This is a genomic window from Micromonospora sp. NPDC003944 (assembly GCF_053605225.1).
Window position 1 is genome coordinate 35,859 of the sequence record NZ_JBSGIV010000047.1, and the last position, 19,786, is coordinate 55,644.

The following is a 19,786-nucleotide window of genomic DNA, read 5'->3' on the forward strand; positions in this document are numbered from 1 at the left end:
GGCCGGCTCGATCAGGCGGTACGTGCCACCGGCGGGTCGCCGGCCGGCCACTCTCGAGGGGTGCCGACAGATCGTTCCGGACCACCCGACGGGCCCGTCCACGCCGCTCGGGGCGGCCGAGCCGGATCGGCCGACCAGTCCCTCGGCCGGCCACCGGGCCGGTCCGGGTCGTTCGGCCAGTCCCCCTGCCCCGTCGACTCACGGGGCGGCGGCTCTTCCTGCACCTGCTGGCGGCGGGCTGTCTCGTCGAACTCCCGCATGCCGCGCAGCAGCGCGTCGCGGCCCTCCCGGCCCATTCCGGCCAGCACGGCGGCGAGCTGGGCCTGGCGGTCGGCCCGCAGCTCGGCGAGGAGCCGGCGGGCCTCGGTGGTGAGGTGCAGCGAGATCTCCCGCCGGTCGAAGCGGCCCGGCTCGCGCTCCAGCATGCCGGCGGCGACCAGCCGGTCGCAGAGACGGCTGGCGGAGCTGAGCAGCATGTCGAGTCGGGAGGCGAGCCGACGCAGGTTGATCCCGTCGGACTGCTCCACCACCATCACCGCCCGTAACTGGGCACCGGAGACGCGGCTGGCGGTCCCCTCCCGGGCAGACTCCCAGATGCCCAGCAGGGCTGCGGCCGCCGCGTCCAGCGCGGCAGCCATACTCGTCTCAGGGTCCGTCGGACCGTTCAGTTCGGCCATGGTGGCCCGAGACTACTCCGAGCCCACTGGTAGTCGAACTTTCAACGAGGAGCGACGATGAGCGAACCGGTCAGTCAGGCACGACGTGCCCTGAACGAGACACCGGCCGACCGGCTCGTCGGTGGAATCGGGGAGGTGCTCGCCCGGTCGTACGGCATCACCGACATCGAGCTCTATCAGGTCGACTACCGGCTCGCGGAGCTGCTTCCCCTCGCCGAGGGCGCCTCGATCACGAGCCCCGGGCACCCGGCCTGGCGCGCCTTCGACCACCAGTCGCCGATACTCGTCGACGGCACCGCCTGGTTCCCGGTCACCATGCGTGGCGAGCGCCGAGGGGTGCTGTGCCTGTCACCCGTGCCGGACGACCGGGAGGTCGTCGCCGCGCTTGCCGAGATCGCCACCGCGCTCGCCCACGAGGTGGCGGCGGTCTCCGCCGGCACCGACGTCTATCGGGCGGCCCGGCGCAGCCAGCGCCTCACCCTGGCCGCCGAGATGCAGTGGGACCTGCTACCCGGTCGGAGCCGGATCCGTCCCTCGTTCAGCCTCGCCGGGCAGTTGGAGCCCGCGTACGCGGTGCGCGGCGACAGCTTCGACTGGTCCGACGACGGGGAACGACTCTGGCTGTCCACGATCAACGGCACCGGTGAGGGCGTGGCCGCCTCCCTGCTCACGTCGCTGGGCACCCACGCGCTGCGCAACGCGCGTCGGGCCGGGTTGAGCCTCGGCGACCAGGCCGCCCTCGCCGACCAGGCCATCTATGACCTGCACCGGGGCGAGCAGCACCTCTCCGCGTTGCTGATGGAGCTGGACCTGCGCTCCGGGATGATGACGGTGGTGGACGCCGGGTCGCCCCGACTGGTCCTGCTCCGCGACGGGGAGGTCACCCAGCAGCCGTTGGAGGCGCAGTTCCCGCTGGGCATGTTCGAGGCGACCGACTACCACGAGCAGAAGTTCCCGTTGGCGCTCGGCGACCGGGTCTTCGTGGTCAGCGACGGGGTGGTGGAGGCCGCCGGCCAGCACACGCGCTACGGCGAGACGGCACTGGACCGGTTCCTGCGGCGGACCGGGCCGATGGCACCCCTGGACGCCGTCCGGTCGCTCATCGGTGACCTGCGCGCGTTCGTGGCCGGTGACCTGATCGACGACGCGGTGGTCGTCTGCCTGGACTGGACCGGCCCGCAAGCCTGACCCGTGGTCAGTACGCTCCGCGGCCGTTCAGCACCGCGCCGAAGGTCTTCCAGAGGATGGTGAGGTCGGCGGCGAGGGACCAGTTCTCCACGTAGTAGAGGTCGAGCCGGATGCCGTCCTCCCAACTCAGGTCGGAGCGGCCACTGACCTGCCACAGGCCGGTCATCCCGGGCTTGACCAGCAGCCGCCGGGCCACGTCGCCGTCGTAGCGGGCCACCTCCGACGGCAGCGGCGGACGCGGCCCGACCAGGCTCATCTGCCCCAGCAGGACGTTCACCAGCTGCGGCAGCTCGTCGAGTGACCACTTGCGCAGCAGCCGACCGACGCGGGTCACCCGGGGGTCCTGGCGCATCTTGAACATCAGACCGTCGGTCTCGTTACGCGCGGTCAGCTCGGCGAGCAGCGCGTCCGCGTTCACCACCATCGTGCGGAACTTGAACACGCCGAACTCCTGCCCGCCCCGGCCGACCCGGACCTGGCGGAACAGCACCGGGCCCCGGCTGTCCAGTTTGATGGCCAGGGCGATGCACGCGATCAGTGGCAGCAGCAGCGCCAGCGCCAGCGACGAGACGGACCTGTCGACGAGACCCTTGACCAGCTTGCGGGCCCCGCGGAACTCGGGTGCCTCGACGTGGATCAGCGGCAGGCCGGCGACCGGGCGGGTGTGGATCCGTGGGCCGGCGACGTCGGTGAGCGCGGGTGCCACGACCAGGTCGACGCCGGTCCCCTCCAACTGCCAGCCGAGGCGGCGCAGCCGGGCCGCCGTCAGCTCACCGGAGGCGGTCACCGCGACCGTGTCCGCGCCGATCGCGGTGGCGGCCTCCGGGATGCCCCGGAACGACCCCACCACCGGCACGTCGCCCAGCCGCTGCGCCACCGGCGCGAGCAGCGCGTCCGGGATGCAGGCGCCCACCACCTGGTAGCCGGCGTACGGCTCGCGCCGCAGGGTGTGGACCAGCTCCAACACGTGGGCGGTGTCGCCGACCACGAGCACCTTGCGGGACCAGCCCGCGCCGAGCGAGCGGGCCCGGTGCAGGCGCTTGCGGGCGGCGAACCGCGCCACCTCCAGCCCGACGGTGCCGACAGCGAACGAGATGCCCAGGAAGCCCCGGGAGACGCCGACGTCGGCGATGTAGCCGATGATGGCGATCGCCCCGGCCAGGCGCAGGCTGGCGGAGCTGACCCGCCGGTACTCGTCCGCGCCGTAGCCGATCACCCGGTCGTCGTAGCAGCCGAGCGCCTTGAGCGAGACCAGCCAGGCGAGCACCAACGCGGGGGCGACGAGCACGTACGGGATCTCCGAGCCGGTGGGCTCCCCGTCACCGAAACGGGTGACGTACCCGATCAACAGCGCGATGATGAGGACTGTGGTGTCCAGTACCACCAGGACCCGGACGTAGGACCGTTCGTCGGCGCGTGCCACCAGCCCGGCGCGTCGACCGTCCGGCTCCGCCGACGTGGCGGGGGTCAACAGTGTCGCCACGCTCACCGGCCCTCCCACTCTGTACAGGATGGCCCCGGCCGACGGGTCGGGCCGTAGGCGGACCGACTATGCCGGAACAGTCGACATCCTGCCTTGACAACTATGACTGCCGATTGCTTCGGACGTATTGCCGTCACTTTTCTTCAACAACCTGGTGGCCGAAAAGGGGCCTGCCACACCGAATCGACGGTACGGCAGGCCCCTTCGGCGTCTGAGCGTCGAATCAGCGCGGGGCTGGCGGACGCCGCGCGATGGCGCTGAGGAAGATGCTTCCGATCTCGCTCGGGTCCTTGGTGACGAACACGTCGCCACCGGTCACCTTGGTGATCGACTCCAGCTCCGCCTTGCTGACGCCCTCGCCGATACCGATCATGATGACCTGGACCGGTCGCTCCGGGTCGGCGAGCTGCTTGAGCTTTGCGAGGAGCTGCTGCTGGTTGAGGCCGTTGTCGTCCTCGTTCTTGCCGTCGGTGAACAGCACGATCGAGTTGACCCGACCGGGCTGCCAGTTCTCCTGCACCGCCTGGTACGCAGCCGCCATGGTGTCGTAGAGGCCGGTGTCACCACTGGAGGGCTTGACGGTGGCGAGCGCGCCCTCCAACTGGGCCCGCTGACTGGAGAGCGGGCCGATGGGCACCAACTCCCGGTAGTCCCGGTTGCCGACCAGCTTGGTGGAGAACGTCCACAGGCCGATCGACCAGGAGTCGTCGAAGAGGCCGAGACCGCGCCGGGCCGCGTCGACGGTGACCTCCTCCCGACTGCGGTTGTTGGCGCTCGGCACCTCGTCCTTCATCGAGCCGGAGACGTCGATGACGGCGAGCATCCGACCGGACTGGGTGGCGATCGACCAACTGGAGACGACCCGCTGGATGGCGGCCGGGTCCAGGCCACCCGCCGCGGTGCCGCCGTTGGCCGGCGCGGTGGGCGCGCCACCGGACGGGCTCGGAGCACCCTGCGGGGCCTTGAAGCCGTCGCCCCAGTTGCCGTCCGGCGCGCGCAGCGACTGCGCGGCGAGCCGGTCCCGGAAGGTGGGGCTGGTGAGCAGCTCGAACAGCACCCGGGCCGCCGACGCCTTGCTCGGCTCGATGCCGGGCAGCACCGCGTACGGGTAGTCCAGCGGCATCGGCGCCGGCTCCATGTAGAGCGCGGCCAGCGGCACCGGCGGCTTCTTGCTGTTGTAGGCGATCACGTCTTCTTCGGACAGGGCCGCCGCGCCGAGACCACTGGCGATGGACGTCGAGTCGTTCGCCGTCGGGAAACGGGCCAGCAGGTCGTTGCGGAGCGAGGAACGCCCGGTGGCGAGTGCGCGGAGCGCCCCGACGGTGTTGCGCTGGGCGTCGCCGCCGGCACCGTTTGCGGCCGCGGTCAACGAGAGCAGACCGGAGAGGCCCGCCGCGTCGCGGGTCGGCTCGACGATCCCGGTCCGCAGCGGCGAACTCGTGTTGTTGACCTGCTTGAGCAGGTCGGTCCAGTTGAACTTCTTGTCCGGCCAGCCCAGCCGGGTGGCGATCGGCTCGGGCATCGCCACGACGATCGGGCTGCGCGCGATGGACGCGCCGTTGGTCGGAGCGAACGCGGTCGCGTCCTTCTTCAACCGCAGCAGCCAGGTCGAGGAGTCGGGCACCCAGACGTCCGGGCTGACGGCGGTGCCACTGGCCTGCCCCACACCGGCCAGCACAGCGCCGTGCTTGGCCGCCACGACGGCCGCCACGTCGACCGGGTCGGACGCGGAGACGTCGACGCGGATGCAGGTCGGGCCCACCGCGGCGCCATCCTTGACCCATTGGGACGCGGCGGCATCCACAGCTGGCGCCAGCTCGGAGGCGACCGCCACGGCGAGCCGGATCTCCCCTGAGCAACTGGGCTGGATCAACTCCCGATAGCCGAACCACGCGCCCGTCGTGACGACGAGGACGCCCACAGTTGCGGCGGCGGCGGCGAGGTGGAGTTTCGAACGCATGCGATGGCGGCCTGCTGACACGGTGACCATCTTGCGTACTAGGTGCCGTCTCTGCCACATCCGTTCGGACTAAAGTTACGGAGGAGAAACAGTTGCCCACTTTTTTGCAACAGAGAGTGACGTGACAGCCTCGTGGCGTTGCCGAATCAGGGCAACGCTCACGTCTCTAAACCATCGTTCAGGACAATACGCACGTCGGGCTCGGCACCGGCACCGGTTCGCCGACCGCCTCCGGTACGCCGGTCTCGGCGTCACGCCGGAACACCCGGACCATGTCCGCCCGCTCGTCGGCCACATAGAGGTGCTCCCCGATCAGGGCGAAGTGCCGGGGCCACTCGCCGCCGGTGTCCACTTCGGCCACCAGCTCGGGCAGCTCCCCGGTCAGGGCGAACACCGCCACGGTCCCCACCCCGCGGTTGGCCACGTAGAGGAAGCGACCATCCGGGGCGACCGCGACCTCCGAGGGCTGGACGTGACCGGCCCGCTCGCTCGCCTCGACCCGCCCGCGCTGGTGCAGCGCGCCATCGGCGGTCAACTCGTACGCGGTGACCGAGGCGTCCAGCTCACCGACGAGGTAGCAGCGCAGTCCGTCAGGGTGCCGGGCCAGGTGCCGGGGACCCGTGCCGGGCGTCGTACGCATCCGCGGCGCGCGCGGCACCAGTCGTCCGGTCGCGTCGTCGAGGTCGTACCGGTAGACCGAGTCGGTGCCCAGATCCACGGCGAAGATCGGCCCCCGCCCCGTGCCCGGCGAGACCATGTGGGCGTGGGCGTGGTCCTGGCGCTCCGGATCGGGGCCGTGCCCCTCGTGCACCACCAGATCGGTGCGGTCACCGGGCACGCCCTGCGGGTCGAGCGGGAAGACCGCGATGCTGCCGCTGCCGTAGTTGGCCGCCAGCAGGTGACCGCCGTCGGGCAGCACCGCCAGGTGGCAGGGCTCGGCGCCGCCGGTGGATCGGCTGCCGAGCGGGTCCAACGCACCGTCCGCCCCTACCTGCCAGGCGCTGACCTCACCGGCCGTCAGCTCGTTGACCGCGTAGAGCACCGGCTGGGTGGGGTGCCGCGCCAGAAAGGAGGGGGACGCGGTGACCGCAGCCGTGCCGAGCGGGGTCAGCGCCCCGGTCGTCGGGTCACGACGGGCCGCCACGATGCCGCTGCCGCGCCCACCGCTCTGCGCGGTGTAGCCCCCGATGTGGACGACCTCACCCTGACCGCTCACGTCCCACCCCTCCGCCGGCATCCTCCGTCGATCCAACCAGAGCCTGCCCGCGTTGCCCGCCCGTTAACCGGCTTTCCGGCCCGGATCTCAGGCCGCCGGCACCGGCTCGCCGCGCTGCCGGGCGACGTGCTCCACCAGAGAGATCAACACCATCTTCCCGGACTGCCGGTCCCGGGCGTCGCAGAGCACCATCGGCACGTCCGGGTCAAGGTCGAGCGCCCGGCGTACGGTCTCCAGGTTGAACCGGCGGGACTCGTCGAAACAGTTCACGCCCACCACGAACGGGATGCCGCGCTGCTCGAAGTAGTCGATGGAGGGGAAGCAGTCGGCCAACCGCCGGGTGTCGGCGAGCACCACCGCGCCGAGCGCGCCGAAGGCCAACTCGTCCCAGAGGAACCAGAACCGGTCCTGACCTGGCGTGCCGAACAGGTAGACCTGCAGGTCGTCGTTGATGGTGATCCGGCCGAAGTCCATCGCCACCGTGGTGGTCGACTTGCCCTCCACGCCGGAGAGGTCGTCCGTGCCGATCCCGGCGCCGGTCAGCACCTCCTCGGTCTGCAACGGACGGACCTCGCTCAGAGCGCTCACCAAGGTCGTCTTGCCGGCTCCGAAGCCCCCCGCGATGAGGATCTTCAGGGCCAGCGGGATGGTGGTGCTGGTGCCCACCTGGTCAAAGCGCACGGAGTCCACTGACCACCGCCTTGAGGATGTCGTCGTCGGGAAGGATGCCGGCGGCCGGCGGCTCGTGCACCGCGACCAGGCCCTCGGCGAGGAGATCACCGAGCAGTACCCGGACCACGCCGACCGCGAGGTCCAGCTCGGCTGCCAGGTCGGCGACCGACACCGGCCGGTGGGCCAACGCGACAAGCCGTCGGTGCTCCGGCAGCAGGCGCGGATGGCTCGCCGCGTCGACGTCCGGACCGGCCAACACGAACGCGACCAGATTGAAGTGGTCGACGGCGGAGCGTACCCGGCCTCCGGTGAGCGTGTACGGGCGCATCACCGGGCCGGCGTCGCCATCCAGCCACTCGTGCTGCGGCCCGGGCGGCTCAGTCCGCATCTCCGGCACCCGCTGCCGAACGGGCCGGCGCGGCGAGGCTCTCCCCCACCCGGATCACCAGCATGGCCATCTCGTACGCGACAAGCCCGATGTCCGCGTCGGCGTCGCTCACCACGGCCAGGCAGGCACCCTGCCCGGCGGCGGTGACGAAGAGGTACGCCTCCTCCATCTCCACGACGGTCTGCCGAACCGGCCCGCCGTCCACGTGCCGGCTGGCGCCCCGGGCGAGGCTGGAGAAGCCGGCCGCGAGCGCACAGAGGTGCTCGGCGTCGGAGCGCTCCAACTCGGCCGAGGAGCCGAGCAGCAGGCCGTCGGCGGAGAGCACCACCGCCTCCCGGGCGGCCGGTACCCGTTGCACCAGCTCGTCGAGCAACCAGTCGAGGCCGGCGCTCTGCTTCGTCGAATGCCGCACTAGGCGTCCCTCTCAGTCGCGGTCGGGGGTTCGGGGGTCGTCGGCGGGTCGGTGGGGGCGAGCGGGACCGCCGGATTTGTCGACGCCGCCGGGGTGGCGGTGGCACGTCCGCGCGCGGTGCCGGCCTGCAACGCCGCCATCACCTGGCGGACCTCCTCCGGCGAGCGGGGCGACGGCGTGTCGGTGACTGTCGACCGGGGTTGGGCGGCGGGGGTACGACGTCGCACCCGGCGGGGCAGGCCGTCCAGCTCGTCGTCCGGCTCGTCGGCGGTCTCCGATCCCGCACCACGCCCACCGGCCGGCAGGGTGGCCGAGGCCGGCGCTCCGGCCGGGGCGGGCGGGCCCGTGCTGACGGACGGGGCCGTCGGCGGGCGGGTACGGGGGCGGGTCACGGTGCCCCGACGCGCCGTCCGAGCCAGTCGCCGGCTCGGGTCGGCCGACGCGACGCCAAGCGTGGCCGGGTCGGGGCCGGCCGGTGGTTCGGCGGTGACCAGGTCACCGGGGACCAGCACCACTGCCATTACGCCGCCCTCCTCGGACGAGCGCAACCGCACCCGTACGCCGTGCCGGGCCGCCAGCCGGGCCACCACGAACAGGCCGAGTCGGGCGCTCTGCGCCGGGTCGAACTCGGGCGAGCTGGCCAGCCGGGTGTTCGCGGTCTCCAGCGCCACGCCGGACATGCCCAGCCCCTGGTCGGTGATCTCCAGGGCGTACCCGTTGGCCACCTGCGCCCCCGTGACGGTGACCCGGGTGTCCGGCGGCGAGAAGGCGGTGGCGTTCTCGATCAGCTCGGCGAGCAGGTGGATGACGTCGCCGACCGCCCGCCCCAGCACCCCGGCCGGCTGCACCGCGGTGACGTCGACACGTTCGTACGCCTCGACCTCGGAGATGGCGCCACGGATCAGGTCGACCATCGCGACCGGGTTGCGCCAACCCCGGCCGGGTGCGGAGCCGGCGAGGATGACGAGGTCCTCGGCGTGCCGGCGGAGCCGGGTGGCCAGGTGGTCGACCTGGAACAGCTCGGCCAGCTCGTCCGGGTCCTCGCTGCGGCGCTCCATCCGGTCGAGCAGGTGCAGCTGACGATGCACCAGGCTCTGGCTTCGCCGGGCGATGTTGAGGAAGACCTCGTTGAGCCCGCGGCGCAGGGTGACCTCGTCCACCGCGGCCTGGACGGCGGTGCGCTGCACCTCGGTGAAGGCGCGGCCGACCTCGCCGATCTCGTCGTGGCCGTACTCCAACGGCGGCGCCTCCCGGGCCACGTCGACCTGCTCGCCACGACGCAGCCGGGTCACCACGTCGGGTAGCCGGTGCTCGGCCAGCTCCAAGGCGGCGGTGCGGACGCCGCTGAGCCGCCGGACCAGGGTGCGGCCGACCCGCAGCGCCACCAGCACCGAGACGACGACGGCGACGAGCCCGAGCACGCCGGCGGCGGCCAGCCGCACCAGGATGCCGACCGCCATCGGCACCGAACGGTCGGTGAGGGCGTCGGCCTCGGAGAGTTCGAAGTCCCGCAACTGCTGCTGCACCGCGTCCTGGCTGGCCTGCCAGGCAGCCGCGTCGACCGTCGGCCGGCCGGAGCGGTTGGGTACGACGAGCGCGTCCTGCATCGTGCGCAGTCGGATGAACGCCTCGCCCTCGGTCAGCCGTTGGTACGCGCCCCGGCTGCTCTCGGGCAGGTCGGCCACCGCGTTCTCGGTGAGCCACCGTTGGTTGCCGATGGCCTGCACGAGCTGGGTGTGTTCCCCCTCGGCGAACCGTCCGGCGGTCAACGCGCCGGCCAGCAGCGCATCGGTCTGGCCGAGCAGTTCCCGGGAGCGACCCAGCGCGGTGAGCGCCAGCGCCTGCCGGTTGAGGTCCGGGTCGTCCAGAGTGGCCATGCCGGCGAACGCCTGGAAGGCCGCGGCGACCATGCCGCTGTACAGGCCGATCGCGCCGGCCCGGTCGACCTTGCGGTCGTCGATGAATGTCCGGCCGCTGGGCAGCGCCGCGAGGGCGCTGACCAACCTGTCGACCCGGGCCTCCAGCAGGTCGTCCGCGGCGTCGCGCAGGGGCTCCCCGTCGACCCGGCGGCGCAGCTCGGTGACCGCCCGGTCGGTGCGCCCGCGCTGTTCGGCGAGGGCGGGCAGCTCGGTCCTTCCGGCGAGCTGCACCACCGAGAGCCGGCGTTCCCGTTGCAGCTCGGTGACCACCGTCTCGCCGGGGCGACCCAGGTCGTACAGCAGGGTACGGGCGGAGAGCAGGTTCAGCGCGGGCCCGAAGGTCAGTGTGGTCGCGAAGATCCACAGCGCCAGGAGGGCGGTCACCGGCGCGACGACCAGCGCGGTCAGCTTCGAGCGGATCGGCCAGTCGCGGGTTTTCATCAGACCTCGCCCGTGCAGGGGTGGCAGGAGGGGTGCCGGCGCCGCCGGGCGACGCGCCGACTGGCTGCCCACCCGGCCGCGTCGCCGGGCACCGGCGCGGGCGCCCTGGGCAGGATACGTAATCGAGGGCGGTTGCACTACCGCCCGTCGCGCCGACATCGACGCTCCGGGATGTGCGCGGGGTGGGAACGGCGAACGGGCGACGTCAGGCGTGGTCGGCGATGCCGAGGCCCTCGGCGCTCACCGGCCTGGGCGTAGTTGTTCTGCCGCTCGATCGGCGCCCGCACGACCCGACCCGAGACGAACGGCCGGTACTCCCGGTGCGACTCGTCGGCCTGGTCGAAACCGGCCACCGAGGACGGTTCGAAGTTGGTGTGCGGGTTACCGGCGCGGTGGGTCCTCGGTGCGGAACTTCACGGCGAAACCGCGCGGGTCGCGGGTGGCCTCGGAGGAGTCGCGGCCGCCGATGACCGTGGAGAGGCGCACGCTCACCGGAGTCTTCCTGCCCCTGACCTGGAACAGCTTGGCCCGGGTGTACGTCGCGGCCGGCTCGTCACCGGTGGTCCCGTACGCCTCGAACTCGCCGAATCGTCCGCTGCTGCTGGTTGTTGTGCACGGGGTGACCCTGCCGGGCGGTGAGGATCGGCTTGCTGGCCTTTGGGTGCATCACCCCACCCAAGCGCCTTCTCTGGAATGAGTCAAGTTTGTCCGGGCCGTGCGCTGCGTCAGGAAAGTGCCTCGGATCGGGATTGGCGATCACCGCGCGGAGGGAATACCAGATGACGAAGGAGGAGCCCATGTCGCCCACGCAGATAATCGTCATCGTGCTCGTCGTGCTGGTGATCGTCGCGGCACTGGCCGTGGCCGTCCGTTCGCTCAACAGCCGTCGCGCGCTGCGAAGCCGGTTCGGGCCGGAGTACGACCGGGTGGTGGCGGAACAGGACAGCCGGTCCGCCGCCGAGCGCGAACTGCGCGACCGGGAACGCCGACACGCCGAGCTCACGCTCACCCCACTCACCCCTGAGTCGCGGGCCCGGTACGCCGCGGCCTGGGAGGAACTCCAGGTCCGCTTCATCGACTCCCCCGGCGAGACCGTGGGCGACGCCGACGAACTGGTCACCCGGCTCATCGAGGAGCAGGGTTACCCGACCGGTGACTTCTCCGACCAGATCGCCCACCTCTCCGTCGAGCACGCCCGCACGCTCACCAACTACCGGGACGCGCACGAGATCCACCTGCGCAACTCCCGAGGTGAGGCCGACACCGAGGAGCTGCGGCAGGCCGTCGTGCACTACCGCGCGCTCTTCGCCGACCTGTTGGGCGAGGAGCCGGTCGGCCACCGCACGCCCGAACAGCGCCACCACCCGGACCACGACGCCACGAGCCGCTGAGGAGGCCACCGATGCGCCAGGAAGAGCAGCAGGTGAGCAACGACCACCCGGAGGCCGTCCGGTCCGCGCCCGTGCCGGTACCTCCGGCCAACGACCGGGCCGGCCGCTCCGACGTCCCCGAGGACGCCCTCGACGACAGGGGCACCTTCGACGACCAGACCACCGCCGGCACCGACCGGGATGCCGCGTACGACCCGGCCGACGACGAGTCGACCGACGACTCCGGCTCCCGCCACCGGCGCGACGACCGTTCGACCGACGACGGCGGTTTCCACGAGCCGGGGCCGTTGCCGACGACGTTCGGCGCCACCACGGTGGCCGACGCGGTGGCCGCGTCCGCGCTGGCCAGCCCGCACCCTGAGGACAAGCCGGACCCTCGGGCCGAGCGGACCGCCCAGCCCGGCGACGGCGCCGAGGACGGCGAGCGGGAAGGTCTACGCGCCGACCCCACCGCCGAACTGCACCGCCGCCACACGGACGTCGACGACAGCGCTGACGTCGACGTCGACGACCGCACCGACCTGGACGCCCGCACCGACGCGGACACGTCCGCGCGGACCGTCGTCCCGCCGGGCACCACGGACGGCGACCCCGAGCGCCGCAGCGACCTGACCGGCGACCGGGACGCCGCCACGGCGGGCGCGGCCGGCTACGGCAGCGCGACGCCGGAGATGGTCGACCCGGACGCGGACGGCGAGCCGGTCCCCGGCGACGACGACACCAGCCACACGCTGGAGTCCGCCGGAACGCACCGCCCGGCCGGTTCGACAGTCGCCGCCGAGCCGGCGACGCTGCTCGAAGCGGACACCGCGCAGGGCTTCCGGGACCGCTGGCGGGACGTGCAACTGCGTTTCGTCGACGACCCGCAGGCGGCCGCCGGCGAGGCGCAGTCGCTGGTGGAGGAGGCCATCCAGGCCCTCTCCTCGGCGCTGGCCGCCCAGAAGAACACGCTCGGCGGGTGGCAGGACGCCGGTTCGGCCGACACCGAGCAACTGCGGATGGCGGTCCGCAACTACCGCGACTTCCTGGACCGCGTACTCGGTCGCTGAGACAGGCGAGAAGCACCTGGCGCCCCGGCCGACGACGGCCGGGGCGCCCTTCTGTGCCCGGACCTCCGCCAGGCCGCACAGTCCCCCCAACGGGGCTTGAACGCGACGGACCCGGTGTCGGGGAGTGAAACCGCGCGCCCGGGGTAATAGGCCGCGCGCGCACCAATCAGCGCGGACGTCCGGACGAGGGGTGACGGGATGGACGACGGCGGTCTTCGGCTCAACATGAACGGGTTGGACTACCTGATCCTGGCGCTGTACTTCGTCACCGTCCTCGGGGTTGGCTTCGCCGCGCGGCGGGCGATCCGGACCAGCGTCGACTTCTTCCTCTCCGGCCGGTCGCTGCCGGCCTGGGTGACAGGTCTCGCCTTCGTCTCGGCGAACCTGGGCGCCCTGGAGATCATCGGAATGGCCGCGAACGGGGCCCAGTACGGCGTGATGACGGTCCACTACTACTGGATCGGCGCGGTCCCGGCGATGGTCTTCCTGGGCATCGTGATGATGCCCTTCTACTACGGCTCCAAGGTGCGCAGCGTTCCCGAGTACCTGCGGCTGCGGTTCAACCGCCCCACCCACCTGCTGAACGCGCTCAGCTTCGCCGTCGCCCAGGTGCTGATCGCCGGGGTGAACCTCTACGCGCTGGCCCTGGTCATGCAGGCGCTGCTCGGCTGGCCGCTCTGGACCGCGATCGTGGTCGGCGCGGCGATCGTGCTGGCGTACATCACCATCGGCGGTCTGTCCGGGGCGATCTACAACGAGGTGCTCCAGTTCTTCGTCATCCTGGCCGGGCTCATTCCGGTCACCGTGATCGGCCTGGTCAAGGTCGGCGGGTGGAACGGCCTGATGGACGCGGTGAGCGACTCCAAGCTCGGCGAGGCGGGCCTGCACGCGTGGCAGGACACCGGCAGCACGGCCAACCCGCTGGGCGCGCACTGGATCGGCATCGTCTTCGGCCTCGGCTTCGTGCTGTCGTTCGGCTACTGGACGACGAACTTCGCCGAGGTACAACGGGCCCTGTCGGCGAAGAACATGAGCGCCGCCAGGCGTACGCCGATCATCGCGGCGTACCCGAAGCTGTTCATCCCCCTGGTCACGGTGATCCCCGGCCTGGTGGCCCTGGTGACGGTGAAGGGTCTGGGCGCCGAGAGCGGCGACCTGCAGTACAACAACGCCATCCCGCTGCTGATGCGCGACCTGCTCCCCAACGGTGTGCTCGGGGTGGCGGTCACCGGCCTGCTCGCCTCGTTCATGGCCGGGATGGCGGCCAACGTGAGCGGCTTCAACACCGTCTTCACCTACGACATCTGGCAGGCGTACATCCGAAGGGACCGCTCGGACGAGTACTACCTGCGGGTGGGCCGGTGGGCGACTGTCGCCGCCGTGGTGATCGGCATCGGCACCGCCTTCATCGCGGCCGGGTTCAGCAACATCATGAACTACATCCAGGCGCTCTTCTCCGTCTTCAACGCCCCGCTGTTCGCCACGTTCATCATCGGTATGTTCTGGAAGCGGATGACCGCGCTGGCCGGCTTCTGGTCACTGCTGCTGGGCACCCTGGTGTCGCTCAGCCTCTACCTGCTCTACAAGGGTGGCGTGATCCACTTCAACTCCGACCTGGAGGAGAGCTTCTGGGGCGCCGGACTCGCGTTCGTCACGGCGGTGGTGGTCGCGGCGATCATCACGCCGCTCACCGCCCCCAAGCGCGACGAGGAGCTGCGCGGGCTGGTGTACGGCATCGGCGGCGTCGACCTGAAGGGCGACGTGCTCGCCGGGGACGCCGTCTGGTACCGCTCCCCGGTACTGCTCGGTCTGATCGCGGTCGCGCTGGCCGCCCTCTTCTACATCCCGGTCTTCTGAGGAAAGGGGTCGGCAGATGAGCAACGACGGCCAGCCGGCACAGGACCCGCTGATCGACGAGACACAGGCGGAGCAGCGGCGCTCCGCCGCAGCCCGGCTGTTCGACATCCGCCGGGTGATCGGTGGCCTCTTCGTCGCGTACGGGATCATCGTGACGCTTATCGGCGTCTTCGACAGCCGGGCCGAGATCGACAAGGCCGAAGGCGTACGGATCAACCTCTGGGCCGGGCTCGCGATGCTGGTGTTCGGCCTGCTCATGCTGCTCTGGCAGTGGCTGCGCCCGGCGGAACCGCCGGCCCCCAACGAGCAGCAGCCCGGCAGCTGACCGCCGGGCCGTGCGGCATGAGCGCGGCACGAGGGGGTACGCGAGGGGAACCAGGCACCGTGTCGGACCCAGGAGGCAGCACCATGACCGATCGCGATCGCCAACCGCCGCTGGAGGACAGCCCGGAGGTGGCTTCGGCGGTGGACGACGACATCACCGTCACGCAGCTGCGGACCGGAGGCGGCCCGGACCAGGACAACCCGACGTTCGCCGAACCCCACAGCCGGCCGGACGACCTCGCGCCGGACACCGACGACCTGATCGGCGACCCGTACGCAGCCGGCACCGGGGCGACCGGGACGGGCACCGGCGCCGGCGGGGACAACATCCGCACCGGGGCGGAGCAGCAGTGGGAGCCGGAGGACCTGGTGCTGGCCCGTGGACAGGACCTCACCCCGGAGAACCTGGACAGGGCGCGCCGCGACCTGGCCGAGCAGGGCCAGGCGGCGATCGAGCGCACCGTGCCCTGACCTGGGCACGAGGGGGGTCCCCGACCCGACCAGAGCGGTCGGGCCGGGGACCCGGGGGGAACCAGCCGCCGGCAGTGCCTCACCTACTGCCGGCGGCGGGTTGGTGTGGAAGCGTTCCGGTCAGAGAGCCGGGTACGCGTTGCGCATGAGCTCCTGGAACTGGGCGGAGAACCACGCACCGGAGATCGGCGCGTTGGCGAGCGCTCCGGACGGGTTGTTGCCGTTGCGGGCGTTACCGCCGTACGTCGGGTCGCACATCCGGTCGAAGCCCTTGCCCTCGTTGTTCGGGATCTCCTTGCTGGAGCCGTCCGACTCGCCCGGAGGCTTCACCCAGACATAGGCGTCGATGCCGGTCTCCGGGTTGGCACGAGGCCGCTCGCCGAGGCCAGCGCCGGACTGGTTGCACCAGTTGCCGAGGTGGATCCGGCGGTCGACGCGACCCCCGTTGACGTACGTGTCCACGCTTGTCGTCGCGCCCGGGCCGGTGGGCCGCGCGGAGCCACCCCAACCGTTGCGGGACGTGTCGATCAGCATGCCGATGCCGGAGTTGAATCCGATCGAGACGAGCTTGGTGCGGAACGCCTGGGCGAAGGACAGCTCGTCGACGTAGAAGTTCCAGTCGACCCACTTGGACTGCCGCACCGACTGGCCGTTGACGGTGTCGGTGACCTTGAAGTACGGCTCGCGCAGCGCCGAGTAGTTGGCGGTGTTGACGATGAACCCGTGCACGTTGTTGACAGTGCTGCCGGAGGCGGTCGCGGCGGTCTTCAGGATGTCGGCGGTCGGGCCGAAGTTGCTGTCCCAACCGAGCCAGCCGTGGTGCCCTGCGTCGACGTAGTTGTAGACGTTGCCGATCGCGCCCAGCTTGGCGAGGGCGTAGCCCACGCCGTTGACGTACGCGCCGTTGGCCTTGACCGTGTCGCACATGGCCGTGCCGCCGGCCTGCCCGGAGGTGTTGGTCACCAGGTTCGGGAGCGAGTCGATCTCGATGACGTTGATGATCCGCAGGTTCCGGTACTTCGCGTCGCTCTGGATCGCGGCGATCGGGTCGATGTAGTCGGACTTGTACTTGGGCAGCTCGTCCGGGCCCAGCTCACCGTTGGAGGCGAGCGCCGCGCAGTCCCGGCCGGGCAGGTTGTAGATCACGAACTGGATGTAGCCAGCGCCCTGGCGCAGCGCCTCGTCCAGGTGGTCCCGCACCCCGAAGGCGCCGTTGGAGCTGCTGTTCGGCGTGCCGTTGATCGCGGCGATCCGGTCCAGCCAGACGGCGGTGGGGTTGCTGGAGATCCGGCTACCGCCGGACTCGGCGTCCGCCTTGGCCTTCCACTCCGGGTTCACGTAACCGCGCACCCCGACGTACGGGTTGTCGACCTTGGTGCCGGGCGGCGGGGTGGTGGGCGGAGGCGTGGTGGGCGGCGGGGTCGTGGGCGGAGGCGTAGTGGGGGGCGGGGTCGTGGGTGGGGTGGTGCCGCCGTTGCAGACCACGCCGTTCAGGGTGAACGAGGTCGGCTTCGGGTTGCTGCCGCTCCACGCGCCGTTGAAGCCGATGCTCGTCGACGCGCCGGTGGCCAGGGTGCCGTTGTAGGACAGGCTCTGGGCGGTGACCTGGCTGCCGGACTGGGTGAACGTGGCGGACCAGCCCTGCTGCACCCGCTGGCTGGAGTTGGGGAAGGTCCAGCCAAGCGTCCAGCCGTTGACCGGGTCGCCGAGGTTCTTGATGGTGATGTTGGCGGTGAAGCCGCCCTGCCAGTCGTTGCTCGTGTACGCGATGTCGCACTGCGTCGCGGCCTGCGCCGCGGTAACCGGAATCGTCACCAGCCCGCCGGCGACCAGGGCACCCGCGCCGGCGAGCGCAAGGGCCCGGCGTGGGCCGGTTAGCCTTCTCCACACATTCATGCCACTGATCTCCTTGGGCGAGACCGGGCCCAGGTACGGCCCGGCGGGACGGCCCGATGGGCGTCCTACACGGACGGCCCTCGGCACCAACGGGATTCTTTGGGGACGCCCGACCCGGACGGGCGATGGTGGTGGTGGTGCGCGGCCGACGTGTCGACCGGTCGATCGGCGGCGGGTGTCGCCCGGTGAAACCGGGTGCCCTCGACTGCCCTGCCTGCGCGGTGTGGCTCATCGAACCGCGTTCGACGATTCTTGCATGGGAGCGCTTCCATGGCAATGGCTCGATGCGTCGCCGGAACCGTTTCGGACGATACCCCCGGATCAGCCCGAGCGGCACGCGTCCGACCTGGAGCCGGAGCTACCGGACGTCCGACGCGGACCCGGTACGGCCAGCGCAGAACACCGTGCCGGACCTGGAAGGCCGCGCGCCGCCTGACACGGCACTCAGCGCAGCGAAAGCCGCGTAGCACCCCTTCACCTCTTACTCGGAACAAAGGTTAAAACGCGAATCTTTCACTTCATAAGTCATGAAAGCGTCTAACGTCGGTCTTAGCTCGGTTGTCGCCGGGCTCAGGACAACAGGGATGGAGTGACGCAGGTCATGGCTAAGAAGATGCTCGGGAAGGTCGTTGCGGGCGCCGCGCTCGGTGGCGCGTCGCTCCTGGTGTTCGCACCGGGGATCGCGTTCGCCGACGGCCACGACGACGGCAAGGTCTACGCCAAGCCGCACGTCGTCAAGGCTGGCGACGAGGTCAAGCTCCTCGAGATCTGCCCGGATCGGCAGGAGCACGCGTACGTGTGGTCCAAGGTCACCGGCAAGGTCAAGCTCAAGCCGGCCCAGGAGGACCGGGGCGAGGACCGCGAGTGGCGTGAGGAGGAGAACTCCTCTGACCACGACAAGGGCAAGGACGAGCACGGCAAGGACGACAAGGGCAAGGACCACGAAGGCAAGGACGAGAACGGCAAGGACGAGAACGGCAAGGGTGGCCAGGGCGGTGGCGCTGCCGCCGACGCCTACGGCGACGAGGACAGCAAGGACTGGAAGGGCGAGGAGCACGGCCAGGACGCCGACGACAGCCGTGACAAGAAGGACTGGGACTCCAAGGACGAGGACAAGAAGGACTGGGAGTCCAAGGACGAGCACGGCTCGGACGAGCAGGGCGGCTACGGCTCCGACGAGCGCAGCTCGGACAAGGGCTGGGAGAACAAGGGCCACGGCTCCGACGAGTACGGCTCGGACGAGCGCGGCGGCTACGGCTCCGACGAGCGCGGCTCGAACGAGCACGGCGGCTACGGCTCCGACGAGCGCAGCTCGGACAAGGGCTGGGAGAACAAGGGCCACGGCTCCGACGAGTACGGCTCGGACGAGCGCGGCGGCTACGGCTCCGACGAGCGCGGCGGTTACGGCAAGGACGAGCGCGGCTCGGACGAGCGTGACTGGAACAAGGACCGCGAGTTCGTCTACTACGGCGAGGCCAAGGTCGACAAGGACGCCAAGCCGGGTCGCTACGAGCTCAAGGGCTCCTGCGGCGAAGGCGAACTCGTCGTGCTACCGCACGGCGGTGTCGACGGTGGTGACGGCGGCGTCAGCACCGGCACCGACCGGGGTCTGGCCACCGGCGGGGCGGGCCTGCTCGGCGCTGCCGCGCTGGGCGGGATCGTGCTGATGCGTCGTCGGCGGACCGATGGTTCGCTCGTCTGACGTGACGACGACACCGGCCGGCGGCCGTCGCGGGAAACCGTGGCGTGCCGCCGGCACGGCCGTCGTCGTCACCATGGCCATGATCGGTGCCGGCATGATCGGCGCCTCGCTGAAGACCGCACCCGCTCCCCGACCGCCGCAGCCGCTGGCCCAGGCCGGACCGGAGGCGACCGGGCCGGCGAGCACCGCCGACGACGGGCAGTCGGCCGGTCAGGGTGCCACTCCGGCTGGCCTGGCCCGGTCCGCACCGACGAGCATCGAGATTCCCCGGATCGGCGTCGACGCGACGATCATGTCGTTGGGCACCAACCCGGACGGCACCGTCCAGGTCCCTCCGCTGGACCAGGCCGACAAGGCCGGCTGGTACGAGCCCGGTGCGAGCCCCGGCGAGACGGGTAACGCGGTCATCGTCGGGCACGTGGACTCGGCGGTGCTCGGCCCGGCCGTCTTCTTCGACCTCGGCGCTCTCACCCCCGGCGACACCCTCACCGTGCGCCGCGCCGACGGGGTGCCGGCCACCTTCACCGTGGACTCGGTGAAGTCGTACCCGAAGACGGCCTTCCCCACCGAGTTGGTGTACGGACCGAGCGACCGGCCCAGCCTGCGGGTGGTCACCTGCGGCGGTCAGTTCGACGAGGTCGCGAAGAGCTACCCGGACAACATCGTCGTCTTCGCCACCCTGGCGACGTGACCCACGACGAACGAGACGCGGTCCGGCCGGTCGGGGTGACCCGACCGGC

General features: G+C 71.2%; 17 protein-coding genes and 1 pseudogene. 8 read left to right on the top strand and 10 right to left on the bottom strand.

Translation table 11 applies throughout. The features are described from left to right. Positions 1 to 11: 11 nt before the first annotated feature. Complete coding sequence (locus ACWER9_RS22250; RefSeq protein WP_452303654.1) at positions 12 to 677, bottom strand: MarR family winged helix-turn-helix transcriptional regulator; 666 nt, start codon at positions 675 to 677, stop codon at positions 12 to 14. 57 nt (positions 678 to 734) lie between these two features. On the opposite strand from ACWER9_RS22250, the gene ACWER9_RS22255 reads away from it, so the two are divergent. After that, positions 735 to 1,865, top strand: coding sequence for a PP2C family protein-serine/threonine phosphatase (locus ACWER9_RS22255; protein WP_452303655.1), 1,131 nt, complete (start codon positions 735 to 737; stop codon positions 1,863 to 1,865). Between the two features lie 7 nt (positions 1,866 to 1,872). On the opposite strand, the gene ACWER9_RS22260 is transcribed toward ACWER9_RS22255, so the two are convergent. From ACWER9_RS22260 to ACWER9_RS22295, 8 genes and pseudogenes are all read right to left on the bottom strand, one after another. Continuing rightward, positions 1,873 to 3,354 (bottom strand): sugar transferase, encoded by a 1,482-nt coding sequence (locus ACWER9_RS22260; RefSeq protein WP_452303656.1) that lies wholly within the window; start codon positions 3,352 to 3,354, stop codon positions 1,873 to 1,875. A gap of 217 nt (positions 3,355 to 3,571) precedes the next feature. Next, the gene (locus tag ACWER9_RS22265) at positions 3,572 to 5,329 is read right to left on the bottom strand and encodes a substrate-binding domain-containing protein (protein ID WP_452303657.1); all 1,758 of its coding nucleotides are present in this window, start codon (positions 5,327 to 5,329) and stop codon (positions 3,572 to 3,574) included. A gap of 157 nt (positions 5,330 to 5,486) precedes the next feature. Then, positions 5,487 to 6,524 (bottom strand): lactonase family protein, encoded by a 1,038-nt coding sequence (locus ACWER9_RS22270; protein ID WP_452303658.1) that lies wholly within the window; start codon positions 6,522 to 6,524, stop codon positions 5,487 to 5,489. Between the two features lie 87 nt (positions 6,525 to 6,611). After that, positions 6,612 to 7,214: a GTP-binding protein gene (locus ACWER9_RS22275; protein ID WP_452303659.1), complete on the bottom strand. Its 603-nt coding sequence runs from the start codon at positions 7,212 to 7,214 to the stop codon at positions 6,612 to 6,614. Next, entirely contained in the window at positions 7,195 to 7,584 is a 390-nt protein-coding gene (locus ACWER9_RS22280) for a DUF742 domain-containing protein (RefSeq protein ID WP_452303660.1), read from the bottom strand. Before ACWER9_RS22280 ends, ACWER9_RS22275 begins: the two co-directional genes overlap by 20 nt. After that, on the bottom strand, positions 7,574 to 7,996 hold the full coding sequence (locus ACWER9_RS22285) for a roadblock/LC7 domain-containing protein (protein ID WP_452303661.1): 423 nt from the start codon (positions 7,994 to 7,996) through the stop codon (positions 7,574 to 7,576). Before ACWER9_RS22285 ends, ACWER9_RS22280 begins: the two co-directional genes overlap by 11 nt. Further along, positions 7,996 to 10,356, bottom strand: a complete 2,361-nt coding sequence (locus tag ACWER9_RS22290; RefSeq protein ID WP_452303662.1) for a nitrate- and nitrite sensing domain-containing protein — start codon at positions 10,354 to 10,356, stop codon at positions 7,996 to 7,998. The genes ACWER9_RS22285 and ACWER9_RS22290 overlap by 1 nt, the downstream gene beginning before the upstream one ends. A 381-nt stretch (positions 10,357 to 10,737) precedes the next feature. After that, positions 10,738 to 10,944: pseudogene (locus tag ACWER9_RS22295) on the bottom strand (catalase); the annotation flags it as partial. A gap of 209 nt (positions 10,945 to 11,153) precedes the next feature. Between ACWER9_RS22295 and ACWER9_RS22300 the strand changes: the two are divergent. From ACWER9_RS22300 to ACWER9_RS22320, 5 genes are all read left to right on the top strand, one after another. Next, positions 11,154 to 11,747, top strand: coding sequence for a hypothetical protein (locus tag ACWER9_RS22300; protein ID WP_452303663.1), 594 nt, complete (start codon positions 11,154 to 11,156; stop codon positions 11,745 to 11,747). 11 nt (positions 11,748 to 11,758) lie between these two features. Further along, on the top strand, positions 11,759 to 12,796 hold the full coding sequence (locus ACWER9_RS22305; protein WP_452303664.1) for a hypothetical protein: 1,038 nt from the start codon (positions 11,759 to 11,761) through the stop codon (positions 12,794 to 12,796). A 198-nt stretch (positions 12,797 to 12,994) separates the two neighbouring features. Next, on the top strand, positions 12,995 to 14,653 hold the full coding sequence (locus ACWER9_RS22310; RefSeq protein WP_452303665.1) for a sodium:solute symporter family protein: 1,659 nt from the start codon (positions 12,995 to 12,997) through the stop codon (positions 14,651 to 14,653). Between the two features lie 16 nt (positions 14,654 to 14,669). Further along, positions 14,670 to 14,978, top strand: coding sequence for a hypothetical protein (locus tag ACWER9_RS22315; protein ID WP_452303666.1), 309 nt, complete (start codon positions 14,670 to 14,672; stop codon positions 14,976 to 14,978). An 83-nt stretch (positions 14,979 to 15,061) separates the two neighbouring features. Next, a complete protein-coding gene (locus tag ACWER9_RS22320) occupies positions 15,062 to 15,448 on the top strand; it encodes a hypothetical protein (RefSeq protein ID WP_452303667.1) in 387 nt (128 codons plus the stop codon). 120 nt (positions 15,449 to 15,568) lie between these two features. Here the strand turns inward: ACWER9_RS22320 and ACWER9_RS22325 are convergent, their stop codons facing one another. Beyond that, the gene (locus ACWER9_RS22325) at positions 15,569 to 17,344 is read right to left on the bottom strand and encodes a glycoside hydrolase family 6 protein (protein WP_452303668.1); all 1,776 of its coding nucleotides are present in this window, start codon (positions 17,342 to 17,344) and stop codon (positions 15,569 to 15,571) included. A 601-nt stretch (positions 17,345 to 17,945) separates the two neighbouring features. Here ACWER9_RS22325 and ACWER9_RS22330 point away from each other — a divergent pair. Together ACWER9_RS22330 and ACWER9_RS22335 are read left to right on the top strand one after the other, a co-directional pair. Next, entirely contained in the window at positions 17,946 to 19,046 is a 1,101-nt protein-coding gene (locus ACWER9_RS22330; protein ID WP_452303669.1) for a hypothetical protein, read from the top strand. A 1-nt stretch (position 19,047) separates the two neighbouring features. Beyond that, a complete protein-coding gene (locus ACWER9_RS22335; RefSeq protein ID WP_452303670.1) occupies positions 19,048 to 19,737 on the top strand; it encodes a class F sortase in 690 nt (229 codons plus the stop codon). Positions 19,738 to 19,786 lie beyond the last annotated feature (49 nt).